Below are 13329 nucleotides of genomic sequence, written 5' to 3'. Positions count from 1 at the left end.
TTGGCATCGGACGCCGAAAGGCTACAAGCCTCAGCTAAACTCCGAGAACCTAAACCCGAGCTGCGCCGCGTTTTCCTTAATCACCCGGATCGTGGAATCGGGAAAGCCTGCCGGCAGGTCGGCGTGAATCTCAACCGTCACGCTCACGCTGGCGCCTGAAGCGTTGAGCATGGCCAGAATCTCGTTGCCGATGGTGTAGAAGCCCGACGCGTACGACTCGCCGTCCACTGGTACCGCACCTCGATAGCGTGTATTCACGGGCACGGGAGGTGTTGGTGGCGCGGGTGGCGTGGGGGTGATCGGAGCGTCAACCTCGGGACCAGGCGAGGGCGTCGGCGCGACCGGCTCCGGTTCAACGACCTGCTTTTGTGCGAGCTCAATAGAGAGCAACACAGTCGAGTCCGTGACGTTGAAGTAGCCCGTCCCCGCCGGCGGGATCACCATATCGAGGTACCTGCCTGAGTCTGGGTCCTTACGTGCCGCAATGGCAAACTTCTCAGAATCGACCATAATGCGTTGGGTCGCACCCGCGATGGCGGAATCGAGAACCTCCCTGCGCGCAAGCCGCATCATATAGGGGAAGCGCGTAAAGTATCCCCACAGCTCACCGACCGTAATCTCCCCCCGCTCGCTCCAGATGGCGCCAAGCTGGTCGCGCAGGGTCATCCCGAGAGTCTCCGCGCCGAGGTCCGCAACGAGCTGCCCGCCGCGAATTAGCTGGGCAGCAGCTCGCTCCGGGATTGTGCCGGTGCCGGATCCCATTTTGTCGTGCTCCACCGTGAAGGGCTGCGTGGCGTCATCCATCTCGGGGTAGAGCAGGTGCGAGTAGGCCGAGATGATCTTATCGTCGACGGATTCGTTGAATCTCCTCCGGTTCTCAACGGCCTGGCGCGTCTGCTGCGCAGAGAGGTTGAGCGCGTCCGCGTCTTTGACAACAGAATCCCACGCGAGGAAGTTGCGCACTGCGGCATCCAGGCTCTCGAGCTCGGCGCTGTCGGCCGCGGCGAAGACCAAGGTATTGCGGAACACTCGCGGAGTTGACCCCCGCTGCTCGATCGTGTCATGGACCCAATCGCGCGCGGGGTTAACCTTCCCGCTGCGCGAATACGGGTACTTGGGGTGGACGATGACGAGGGCGACGGTGTCCTGGTCTGGAACGTCACCGCTGGCCGTCGGAGCCGCGTGAATCCGCTGGAAGTGGTTGTCCGGCTTGGCGGTGCGCTGCAGCCTGGTAACCACTTCGTTCCATACGGTGTCGGGGTCTTCGCGCAGCCTTTCGGCGTAGTCCGCGGCTGTCTTAGCCACAGAGGGCTGGGTATCGAACCAGTAGTGGCCGTTTTCCTCGTAGAAGTAGGTCGAGCGCTGGGAGAGCTGCTCGAGGGCGCTGCCGAAGTTGCCCAGCTGGTCCCCTGGAACTGCCACGCCCAACCAGACGTACTGCTTATCCAGGCCCTTTCGGGAGGTGCGGGGGGCAGCCCCCATAAAGATTGTGCGCGCGATGCGCTGGGTCACCGATCGCGCGCCGAGCACGGGCTTTTGCTTATCGACGACCGCCGCTGTCGATCCTTCCCCGTCAATGTCGGCGTCGATAATAGGCTTCCAGGAATCTTCCAAATACTGCGTGAGTTCGGTGCCGACAGCGTTCGATCCCACGGGCACGGTCCCCGGCATGATCATCGGCGATGTGTCGTTCGTGGCCCACAGCGTGGAGACGATGGTGGAGACGAGCTTGAGCACGCCGCGGGTGCGCTGAAACCGCTCGAGAGCCGACCAATCCTCGTAGAGCCTGTCCATGAGATCGGGGTGGATCGGGTACGAGCGCTTGATGCGGGTCTCATAGTCGTTGCTTGCGGTGGCCGCCTCGCTGGGGAAGAGCGGGGAATCTTTCCGGTACATCTCCGCGAACAGGCGCGCCGTCGCGCTTATTTGGCGCAGCTGATCGGCATCGGGGTCCCGGAATACGCGGCGCCGGACGATTTCGAAGGACTCCTCCTTCGTCGAGGGGCGCCACTGGTCCGCCACACGCCCGATGACGTTTTGCAGGTTCTGCAGTGCCGCCTTGCCGCGGGCGCCGCCGACCTCGTGATCCCTGGCCTCACCGTCGGCGGCCTCCTCGGACGCCGGGATGGAGACCAACAGCATCGTACGCGGGGTCGTACGAACTGCCTCCGTAAGCGTTTGCGCAAAGGTAAATTGCGTTTCAAAGCTGCCCGCGTGCAGCCCCGTTGCATCGACGAGCTGGCGGGCGTAGGCCACCCATTCGTCGATAAGGATGAGCGACGGGGAATACTCGCGCAAAAGCCTGTGCAGAGACTCGCCCGGGTTCGTACCGGTGCGGTCGGCCTCCGCGACGATCTCGTACGCTTCCCGCCCGCCGAGCTGCCAGGCGAGTTCGCCCCAGAGCGTGTGCACCTGCGTGCCATCGGGCTTTGTATCAACACTCCCCGGGTGCAGGTACGTGCCTACGAGCACAACGCGGCGCAACCCGAGGCCTTCCAGGTCCACGTTGCCGTTTTCAGCCACGAGCTCCTGGACGTCCTGGGGGTATGCCCGCGCGGGGAGCCCACTGAACAGGTGGTAGAGCGCCAGCATGGAGTGGGTCTTGCCGCCGCCGAAATTCGTTTGCAGGTTCACCACGGGGCTGGCGTTGTCGTCACCGCCGAAGCGCTTAAGAGCGCGCGAGAGCAGATCGGTCAAACCTTCTGTGAGGTAGGTGCGGTTGAAGAACTCAACCGGGTCAGCGTACTCCGCAGCGTCAGTCCCGTGCGTGTGCACTTTGTGCAGGTCGGCGGCGAACTCCGCGGCGGTAAAGTTGCCGTTAAGCACGTCGTCGTGCGGCAGGATCACCTCACGCCAGGGTTTCATACCCGCGCTGGGTTCCACCGAGACGGCCCTCGTGCGGGTATCGCTCCGCGTCTGCTCCTGGAACACCCTTCGTTGCAAAAGCTTTCGTTGTTTGGCCACGTCGTCGGCCGAGTCGGCAGAGTCCACGGCCCGGAGTAGGCGCTCGATGGAATCGAGCGCACGAATCGTGTCCTCTGAGCTAAATACTGCTCCATGCGCCCACTGATTGCGGGTTTCCCTCAGCTCGGACGCATAGGCCTGCTGGGGGCGCGCCAGGACGTCGTTGAAGGACTTGCCGTACTCGGTGATCGCGCGCAGCAGCGTTTGGGGGTCATCTAATGACACTGTGCGGATAGACCGACCCCCTAACTGTGCCTCACGCCGCGCCCACACATCGTTCCACGGGTCTCCAGAGCCATCTTGAAGTTGGGGCACGGTTCGCATGACCTCATCGACGACGTCTCGCAAGCCCTCTACGAGGTGGCCGAATGCTGCCGTCAAGAGCTGGTTGTTGCTTTCTGCCATCATGTCTCCCTGCGCAGGCCAAATAGCCCCGTTTCCCGGGGCATGTTTTCTTCTCTTGCATTACCAATGTACGCAAGGACCAGACGCGGGAGACTATTTTCTTTAAAACTCCAGGTGGCCCTGGGCACCTGCAGGAAGCTCCGCGGCGAGCTGGCGCGCCTTCTCCACGAGGTCGTTCCACGAGGTCACCAGCGCGTTGAACATGACACCGTGGGAGGTATCACCGTTCTTTTCTGCCTCGTGGTAGAGCAGGAACCCGAGCTCCTTGACGGCGTCTTCATCGACGTGGCCTTTGATGTCGTTGAGCATGCCGGCGACCCTGTCGATGCCGTCGACGCTGAGCGCACCCGTTAGCCGCACGGTGGCTTCCCAGATACTCACGGATTCGTCGCTGGCCACGTCCCATGCCTCGGCGAGTTCCTCCGGCGGGATGAGGCGCGCCTTGCCGCCGCTGGCCTCGAGGATGCCGCCGCGCACCAGCCCGCCGAGCGACGTGTCGGAGGAGCGGGCAAGCTGGTCGGCGATGCCTGAGCTCTCTTTGCCCCACGCGTAGGTGCGGTACCAGCGCAGCGCGAACCGCGAGTCCGGGTCGAGGTCTGCCTCCTGCTCGCCGAGGACCTCGTCGAGAACCTGGTTGATGAGGATGAGAGCATCGCGCACGCCCATGTTGGACCCGTCGGGCTCGCGCACGAGCGAGTAGCGGGAGTACACCGCGATGCCCGGGCCGATCGCGGCCTGGGCAAGGTCCACCGGCGCGATGGTCGCCTGCATGAGTGCGCGCAGCGACTCCGGCAGCTCGCGCTTGAGTTCGCGGACGAACGCCCGGCGCGTGGTTGTCGGCGCGCCTTCGCGGCGCGGGCGGCAGGCGAGCACGATTGACGACGCCAACGCGTTCGTACCCACACTGATCATCCTGCCGCCGCGCTCGCTACGCATCGGCCAAGTTGCGGTGATCTCCCACCCTGCATTCATCAGCCCGTCGAGCAGAGTGTGCCAGCCCGTTGACGATGTGCCCGCATCGCGCGTGTCCTGTTGCTTATACGCGTAGTAGACGGTCAGCGGGACATCGCTCCTAGCGCCTTCGCGCATCCGCGCGAAGACCTTGTTGAAACCTTCGACGAAGAACTGCTCCGCGCCCTCCTTCCCACCGTGGCGATACGGGTTCGCAACCAGTTCCTCGGCCTTCGGCGTGAGCATTGTGCCAAAAACGCTCGGAAGAATCTCTCGCAAAGAGCGCCGCAGCCACACGTAGAAGTAGTCCGACAGATCCGAGTAACCGATGTTGTCGTAGTAAGGCGGGTCAGTTGAAATAACCATCCCGCTGTAATCCTCTTCAACCGCATTGGCTTGGACCGCGAATCCAGGCGATTGAGCCGAAACGTGCTGGATAGCTTCAGCCACCCATTCGACGTTGCCCAGAAACCCGCCGGATGAACCCGAGAACGGATTGACATCAGCAAAGTCCCAGACCATTGGTATAGCTTGGCGCCCGAAGACGTTCCTAACCTTTTCTCCATTCGATTGCCACGAAGCAAGCGACGAAAGCCGATCTGTTTGCCTATCGACAGCCATCCCAAGGAGAATAGACACAGCATCCGCATACGCCTCCGCTCCGCTGCCGCCGGCGTCTAGTCGGGCACCGCGCTCCATACCCGACGCAAGGGCACCGCTAAGCACCTTTTCGCGCGCCTCGGAGACCAGGTCACTCAGCGTGGTGAGTGCGACGAGCTGACGGTTGGTGAAGAGGTCTGCCCACTCGGTCATGCCATAGTTGGGTGTCTTGAAATCCCGAGGGTTCTTCGGGAGTGTACCGCTAGGCACGCCAATAGGCCTGTCCACTGCTGCAACATCGACTTGATGCTCAGACGGTGAGACGTATATCCTCCCTCGCTTGTCTTCACCAACGATTGCGATGAGGTGACGTCCCATCCGTCCAACCTTCCCCTCCGACCGGATATACTTGAAGTCGATCGGCGTGCCGTCGGCAATCGATACCGCCCCCTTGCGCGACACAGTCCCATCCGCATCGCCCTTCGGCCCCTCGGCGTCGTGGCGGACCTCGTAGCGCACCTCGCCGTCGACGACCTTGGCCTCGACCCAGGCTTCCTTGCCCTTCTTCTTGCTCAACCACCACGAGCGCACGAGCGGCACCTCGATGGGGTTGGCGGGGTTCGGGTTTTTCACCGTGCGCGCCCAGATCCACGCGATCACCGTGTGCTCGGTGCCGCCTGGCGCCGTGACCTTCGGGTAGAGGTGACCGATGCGCTTTTCCGCCTCGTCGCGCATCCACTCGCCGTAGAAGCGCACGTCGTCTGCGAGCCCCTCCGCGCGCGACCAGCCGTTCGTAGGCGCGGGAGCGTCCGGGTTCACAGGGGCTTGGCCGGCAAACTTCGGCGGGATCTCAATCATGGCCTTGTTGATGAGCACCGCCAGCGGGTTAAGGTCGCTGGCATGCGCCTCAAGCCCGAGGCGCTGCGCCTCGAGCGGGATCGCACCACCACCGGCGAAGGGATCCACCACGGCGGGTAGTTCACCGCCGTTGGATTTTCTAATCTCCTCGCGCGCCTGCGCAAGAAGCTTCTCGTCGTTGGAGTTCTCCCACACCACGAGCTTTTCCAGCAGCTCGTGCAGGCGGGCGCGCTCGGCGTCTTGTTCCTCCTCCGTGGGGAAAAGCTCGGGGTGGGAGGAGGGGTCGTCGACAAGCTGCGCGAAGAGCACCGCGCGTGCGGCCGCGAGCGGGCGCCGCGCCCAGTAGAGGTGCAGCGTCGAAGGGTGGCCGTGGCGGATGGATTTCTCGCGGGCAGACTCGGCGTTGATGACCTCGAGCGGCAGGGCGACCTCGATGAGCTTCTTGCGCGGGGTGTCAGTCACTGCATCAGGGTATCAACGCTGCTAACTAGGCCCGCGGATCGATCCCCTTGTTCCAGTGGTAGGCCCACTTTTCGTTAGAGGAGTCCGTCCCTAGGCCGGGGCGGTAGGTGTCGAAGGCGCGGTACACATAGCGGATGTCATCATGCGCGGGCCCGTCGGGAGACAGGCTCACCAGCGAGAGGATATGGCGGTTGTCCTCGCTCTGGTTCTGGGCGAACTGGATCTCGCTCGCAGTCACTGTGAACAAATCGGCGCCGCGAGTACGAGCCTTAACCTCGATGAAGTAGACATCCCCGTTCGCGTCGGTGGAGCGAATATCAAAACCCTTGTTGTTGTGCGGCATTTCAACAGGCGTGCGCCCGAGCGCACGTTCCACCGCCATCGTCAGGTCAACTCCGCGGCGCTCCGATTCCTCGGTGCTAATTGCAAAGGTGTCCGGATCTTTGTCTTCTTTTCTGGGGCCGGCGATACCGGGTGGGAGGACGAGCGCTACCCCGCGGATTACCCCAGGAGCCGCCACAAGGCGGCGCTGCCGCTCGATATCGGCGAGGCGTTGGCCTAGCCGCTCCTGCAGCTCCTCGCCCTTGCGCCGGGCTGCCGCCTCCGAGATCTCCTCATCGTGTTTGTCGCCGTCACCGGCAAGGCGCATGGCCTGGCTGTACCAGCGATTGGATTCCGCGGTGAGCCGGTCACGCACCTGCTGGGCGGTGCGATCGAGCTCCGCGTTTCTGCGCCGCACCAGCTCGCTCAAGCGCGGGAGCGCACCGTCCTCGTAGGCCTCGCGAAGCGCCGTAACCGTCACCTCGGCAGCAGGCTTCTTCGTTAGGCCATGCGCGAGCGCGTAGGCGTACTCCTCCTCCGACGCGGCATCAAACGACAGGTGGGCTGGGCTCGATCCCGTCTCCACCGCGATGTCGGTCTCCTGCGGGTCAGCCGGGATGACCACGTAGTCGAAGTGGTGCGAGACCACGTCATTCTCCGCCTCAGCCGTGTGAATGGTCTGCTCAACGATGTAGAGCAGGTGCGGGACGGCCACAGGGGTATCCCTGCGATCCACCAGCACTGTGCCGGTGGTAAGCGTATCGGAGAGCTGGTCGATGGTGTGGTTAACCAAGGCGTCGAGAAGCGGGTGTCCTGGCGCGAGCAGCACCGCCTCGGGCGCGCCCTCCACCGAGACCCGCTGGGGCGAAAACGTCACGCGCTCGTAGCTGCGGGCCACCGCGCCCCCTGCGGCCTGCGCCCTGGCACAAACCGCGGCTGGCACGTGCGTCACCTCGTAGCGGCCCTGCTCCCGCTCGAAAATTCCACCCCCAAAGCGCTCTAGCGCGGACCTGACGAAGGCGTCGATGGCGCCAGGCTGTAGTTTGCGCTCGCGTGCGACCTCCATCGCTCGCTTAATCTCAGCGACGTCTGCCTCACCGAGCGTGTCGTGGTCCAAGGCGGTTTCCTCCACGAGCTCGCGCAGGCCGTGCGTGATACCTGCATCAATAACCTCGTTCATACGGCGCCTTGTGGCGGGATCATCACCATACCGGATTGCCTTGACAAGCAGGTCTTTGAGCGACTCGTTTTCGAAGGCGTCGCCGTTTCCCAACACGTTGAATAGGCTGCCGTTGTAGGCCTGCCCCATGACCTCAATCTTGCCCAAAAGCGCCGCAAACACGTCACCCTCCCGAGTACCGCCGGCGACCAAGTTCCACAGGTGGCACACTTCCCTCTGACCGATGCGGTGGATGCGCCCGAACCGCTGCTCAATACGGTTCGGGTTCCAGGGAAGGTCATAGTTGACCATGAGGTGCGCTCGCTGGAGGTTAAGACCCTCCCCTGCCGCATCGGTGGCCACGAGGACGACCACGTTGGGGTTACGCGTGAACTCTTCCTGGATCCGCGTTCGCTCCTTACGGGCTACCCCGCCGTGTATCGCCACCACGGCATCTTGGCTCCCAAGCAGCGCGGTGATTCGCCGATTCAGGTAGTCGAGAGTGTCCCTGTGCTCCGTAAAGACGATGAGCTTGCGCGGTGCACCGTCGGCCGTCGGCGTGCCGAGCACGCTGGTGTTCAAGATCGAGCGCAGTTGCACCCACTTGGAGTCCTCCTCCGCATTGCGCACACTCTGGGCCTGGGCGAGAAGCACGTCAAGCGCGACGATCTCCGCGCGGAGCTCCTCTACAGTCTGCGAGGCAGTCGCAGCATCAAGAACTTCCTGCTCGACATCCTCCACCTCGGCGGCGGAATACTCCTCGTCGTAGGAGCTCAACCGCTCCACATCGTCTTCGCTTAACCTGGGGTCTACGACCGGGTCCATGTAACCTTGTTCGAGCAGCCTCGCGCGCTCATCAAGCCGATCGCGCCGCCGCTTGAGAGAGAGCACAATCGCCTCCGGGCTCGAAGCTAAGCGCCGTTGCAGGACCATGAGCGCGAACCCGACTGCGTTACCGCGCTTCCTATCCTTGATGCGTTCGGCGCGACCCATCTGCGTGCGCACATAGTCCGTGACGTCATCGTACAAGGCGCGTTCTGCATCAGTGAGGTCGTAGACCACCGTGTAGGCTCGCCTCTCCGGGAAGAGCGGCTTGCCCTCGAAGGTGAGAAGGTCTTCCTTGACCATCCGGCGCATCAGACCCTCGGTATCCGTGGTGTGGACGCCGGTGCGGAACTCGCCTTCAAACCGATCAGGGTCTAGCAACGACATGAACAGCTGGAAGTCCTCCTCCTTGCCAGCATGCGGGGTAGCCGTCATCAGCAGGGCGTTGCTCGCCGAGCTCACCAAGGCGCGCCCCAATTCGAATCTCCTCGTTGCCTTCACCCCGCCCGCCCACGAGCTATAGTGCGCGGACATGCGGTGCGCCTCGTCGACAACAACGACGTCCCAGTCCACCTGCGCCACCGCATCGACGAGGTCGTCCCGCCGCGCCACCTGGTCCATTTTGGCCACGAGAAAAGGGTGCGTGTCCGGCCATCCGTCCTCATCAACCATCGTCGGATCGAACACCTCGAAGCGGAGCCCGAACTTCTCCTCCAGCTCGGTGCACCATTGATCCACAAGCCCGCCCGGCGCGATGATGAGCGCGCGCTTGAGAGCCGAGCGCAGAAGCAGCTCCTTGAGGTAGAGGCCCGCCATGATGGTCTTGCCCGCGCCGGGGTCGTCCGCAAGGAGGAATCGCAGCGGGATGCGGGGCAGCAGCTCGCCGTAGACTGCACGAATCTGATGGGGCAAGGGATCCACCGCGGAGGAGTGGACGGCGGCCATGGGGTCGTAGAGCCCCGCGTAGGTGATCCGCAGCGCCTCCGCCGCCAAACGGAAATCCGCTGCATCAGCGGTGAAAGTGGGGCTCACCGCGGCCGCCGTAAACTCGAGGCCCTCGGCGAAAACGATGTCGACGCTGTGATCGACACTGCTGGCTACAGCCTCTCCCACGGAACTGGGCGTTGTCCTCGCAGTGTGATTGTAGATATGCATGAGCTGTCCTTTTCTCAGATGCTACCGATCCTAGCGAGGATCCGTGCGTGCTCAGCACACCCAGTACCGCCCACCTACAGTGCTAGACAGAATCACATCCCACTCAACGTAAGGAGAACCCCGTGGGAAGTCTTGATCACAGGGTCGCGCTGGTCACGGGCGGCGGATCCGGCATTGGCAAGGCCATCGCCGCTGAACTCGGACGAGAGGGCGCCGCCGTCGTCGTCACCGACATCAACGCCGAGACGGCGCGGGAGAGCGCGGAGGCGATCGAGGCGGCCGGCGGGCGCGCCGCGTCGATGGCCCACGACGCAGAAAGCTTGGACCAGCACATTGCAGCGGTGGAGTTCGCAGTGGAGACGTTCGGCGCCCTCCACCTCGCTGTCAATAACGCCGGGATCGGCGAAGACGGCAAGCCCCTGGCAGAAAAAGACATGGCCTCTTGGGACAAGGTCATCGCCCTGAACCTCTCGGGCGTCGCCTACGGCTGCCACGCCCAGCTCAAGCAGTTCCTCTCCCAGAGAGACGGCGTGCCGTGCGCCATCGTCAACATGGGCTCAATCCACAGCTCCGTCGCCCTCAAAGGCGGCATCCCCGCCTACACCGCCGCCAAGCACGGCGTGGTCGGCCTTACCAAGGCGATCGCCGCGGACTACGCCGATCGGGGCATCCGCTGTAACGCGGTCGGCCCGGCCTACATCGACACTCCGTTGCTCACGGACCTCCGCCCGGAGACCCGCGAGCTTCTCGTCCGCCTCCACCCGCAGGGCCGCCTCGGCGAGGCGGAGGAAGTGGCTAAGCTGGCGGCGTTCCTACTCTCCGACGCCGCGTCCTTCATCAACGGCTCCTACCACCTCGTCGACGGCGGATACACCGCGATCTAGGGGCTTGTCCCCCTCGACCAGGGTGTAGGTGGTGCGGCGCTGGCCTCGGCCGCCCTCCATGGTGGCCGAGGAGGCTTCGATAAGCGTGTTGAGCACGTAGCGGATCTGGGTCTTAGACAGTTTCGTCTCCGACTCCAGCTCACTGACGGTTGCGGTGCCGAGCTTCTCCAGCGCGCCCACGACCACCTCACGGTTGTTCTTGCGGCGGCGGCGACGCCGGCGGCGCCTAGTGCCGGACCTCGCCGATTCCGGCTGCTCCGCGGCCTGCCCCTTGAGCTTGTAGATGCCGTTGTAGCGGTAGAGCAGCCCGGAATGTTCGAGGCCCGCGATTGCCTCGCTCACCTTCTCGCCGTCGTACCACGGGTACTCCCCCGCGGCCAGCGCCTCGGGCGTGAGCTCCTCGCCGCCACGGAGGCGCACAAGGATGTCACCCTGCAGCGGGGTCAGCAGCCCCGAGATCGAAGTCAGCCACTGGCTCTCCGCCTCGCTCAGGCGCGGGGTGAGCGGGAATACCACCGTGGTGGCCACCGCGGCGTCGATCGTGCGGGGCTCGCGCAGCCCGTGCTCGAAGAACGCGCGCCGGGTGGCAAGCTGCGCAAGCGGCGCGAAGCCGAAGACGGGCCTGCCGTCCGAGGTCTCCAGAAGCGCGGCGATGCGGCGCAGGCGCTCGTTGGCAGGCATCCTGCCGGGGCTGGTCACGGTGACCGCCCGCCCCGTGATCTCCACCTCGACCTGACGCCCCGCGTCGAGGGAGGCGGTGAGGTCGCGGTGAAGCAAGGCGTCGGCAAGCACGGTGCGCACGGTCTCCGCAGGCAGCTGCGGGGCGTGATCGGCCACAGCCCGCTCGGCGCGCTCGAGCAGTTCGGGCAGTGCACCGGTGACAACTTCATCGCCCACGCCCTCGATGCGCAGGATCACGCCCAGCGCCTCGAAGATGGACTGCGGGTACGCGCCGAGCGCGTAGAGCCCGGCGACGCGGACCTCGCCGTCTTTGGACACCACGCCGAGCAGCTCAAGGAGCGCGGCATCATCATCGATTGCGGCAAAGTGCTTCTTGGCCGCGCGCGCCTTATCGACGACCTTTTCTACCGCCCCGCCGCTCAACTGCGCGGTACCGACCCCGAGCACGGGCTCGAAATCGCCGCGGCGCCCCTGCCCCGGTTGCAGCAAGGCGACGTCATCGGGCGTGAGCTCCGCGTTCGCACCGCCACGGCGCAGGTAGGCCACGCCCTCGTAGGTGGAAAACTCATCGCCGCGGCGCCCCGCGACGTCGATGATGAGGACGATGTGGGAATCCACATCGACGAAATCAAAAGTCAGCTCGGGAGCCGGGGCGATGGCGTCTTGCACTAGCTGCGAGATCTCCAGCTGCGCCTGCGCCGGGGCGGGCAGACCGACGACCGCGAAATCCTGCTCCGGGTCGACTCCGAGCACGATGGCCCCGCCGGCCGGCATATTGGCAAACGCACAGATGCTGCGCCCGATATCCTCGGCCGCGCCGTCGAATGCGGCGCGGGAATCAAATAAAGTTGCAATTCCACCCGCCGCACGCAGGTTGTCGAGAGCCGCGGCGAGAGCCTCTGGATTCCAGTGAGATTGATGTTGATTACTATTCACAGTACTCACCCTACATCAAACTCCCACTGTGCAATGCCCTGGCGGGCGGAGAACAAAAATAGCGGAAGTAACTTTTCTGCAACTTACCTCCGCATAGTCTTTAGAGAGACTGGAAGACGGTGTCCGCGGTCCTCGCCTGTCCGAACTTGGTCGGGTGGAACGGGATCGCGTCGTCGCCTTCAAGCGGGCCTACTCCGAGGATGCCGGGGGCCGTTCCCTCTCGTTGTGTGTCCGCGCAGATACCGTTGGTCTCCGTTGGCGAATCAACGTAGACGGCCCCGGCATCGGCCGCGACCCGGCGCGCGACATCGTTCAGTCCGGCGATGTAGTCCTTGATGAAGTGCACGTCTTCCACGCCCATGCCGCCTGTGGATAGGCAGAGCTTATTCGGGTCGCCGATGATGTCATAGTAACCCACGACCCGGACCTCCGCGTGCGGTGCGCGGCGCTTAACGTCGCGCACAATGTCGAGATACTCCCAGTAGAAATTCTCGTTTGCCTTAGCAATGGCCGGGGCGCCGGAAGCGCATCCCAGGCCCAGGCTATCGGCCTGACGCTTAGCGTCATACAGTGCACGCCATACCTGCGGCGGGTAGGACGACGACGCGTCGACTGCGTTCGGCCGAGAGTGCAGTCCCGTGTATGCGCCTACACACGCCGCCGTCAAAAACATCGCCGAGGGGTTGCCGCCGAAGGTCAGCGTCACCAGATCTGTATCAGGGGTAACGGCGTCGGCCTGCGTCTGCGGGTTAGCGAACGGCACCGGGGTATGTTGCGGCCCCCAGTAGTCCTGAGTGCGTGCCCACGCGCACGTCGCGTCAAGGAACTGGTCGGGCCCGGACAGCCCGAGCCGCCCGGCAAGCTGGCGCGGGTAGTTGTCTTTCGAGCGGATGCACAGCGGGCGGTCGTTCCACTCAAACTGCGAAACCGACCCCACCGCGGCGAAGGAATCCCCGAGTGCGACATACTTCTTATACTGCCCCGGCGCGGGGTCAGCGTGCGCCGGGGATGCCACAACTCCCGCCGCGGTCAGCGCAACTGCTGCCGCGATGGCCGCGGCCTTCCTGATGAATCCCATAGACTCTCCATATCGGATTGATTGTTGAAAATGCCCTTAATATAGTAGTT

At 64.0% G+C, this 13329-nt stretch carries 6 protein-coding genes; 1 reads left to right on the top strand and 5 read right to left on the bottom strand.

Annotated features, from left to right (window positions below; genetic code table 11):
• Positions 1-30 precede the first annotated feature (30 nt).
• The 3 genes from C3E79_RS00685 to C3E79_RS00675 all read right to left on the bottom strand — a co-directional run bounded on the left by C3E79_RS00685 (position 31) and on the right by C3E79_RS00675 (position 9658).
• Positions 31-3369, bottom strand: coding sequence for a DUF499 domain-containing protein (locus C3E79_RS00685; protein ID WP_108404986.1), 3339 nt, complete (start codon positions 3367-3369; stop codon positions 31-33).
• A 102-nt stretch (positions 3370-3471) separates the two neighbouring features.
• A complete protein-coding gene (locus C3E79_RS00680; RefSeq protein WP_108403174.1) occupies positions 3472-6240 on the bottom strand; it encodes a DUF1156 domain-containing protein in 2769 nt (922 codons plus the stop codon).
• Positions 6241-6265: 25 nt separating this feature from the next.
• On the bottom strand, positions 6266-9658 hold the full coding sequence (locus C3E79_RS00675; RefSeq protein ID WP_158268512.1) for a helicase-related protein: 3393 nt from the start codon (positions 9656-9658) through the stop codon (positions 6266-6268).
• Between the two features lie 164 nt (positions 9659-9822).
• On the opposite strand from C3E79_RS00675, the gene C3E79_RS00670 reads away from it, so the two are divergent.
• Positions 9823-10584, top strand: a complete 762-nt coding sequence (locus C3E79_RS00670) for an SDR family NAD(P)-dependent oxidoreductase (RefSeq protein WP_108403172.1) — start codon at positions 9823-9825, stop codon at positions 10582-10584.
• Here C3E79_RS00670 and C3E79_RS00665 read toward each other — a convergent pair.
• Entirely contained in the window at positions 10513-12201 is a 1689-nt protein-coding gene (locus tag C3E79_RS00665) for an AlbA family DNA-binding domain-containing protein (RefSeq protein ID WP_146183425.1), read from the bottom strand. The genes C3E79_RS00670 and C3E79_RS00665 overlap by 72 nt on opposite strands.
• Positions 12202-12301: 100 nt before the next feature.
• On the bottom strand, positions 12302-13279 hold the full coding sequence (locus C3E79_RS00660) for an SGNH/GDSL hydrolase family protein (RefSeq protein ID WP_108403170.1): 978 nt from the start codon (positions 13277-13279) through the stop codon (positions 12302-12304).
• Positions 13280-13329 lie beyond the last annotated feature (50 nt).

The sequence above is a fragment of the Corynebacterium liangguodongii genome, assembly GCF_003070865.1.
Taxonomy (GTDB): Bacteria; Actinomycetota; Actinomycetes; order Mycobacteriales; family Mycobacteriaceae; genus Corynebacterium; species Corynebacterium liangguodongii.
This window is presented reverse-complemented; position numbering and strand designations above follow the sequence as displayed.

What these genes read in the sequence shown, in the direction of transcription:
- C3E79_RS00685 (WP_108404986.1), bottom strand. Translation starts at nt 3,369, where the DNA reads ATGGCAGAAAGCAACAACCAGCTCTTGACGGCAGCATTCGGCCACCTC.
- C3E79_RS00660 (WP_108403170.1), bottom strand. Translation starts at nt 13,279, where the DNA reads ATGGGATTCATCAGGAAGGCCGCGGCCATCGCGGCAGCAGTTGCGCTG.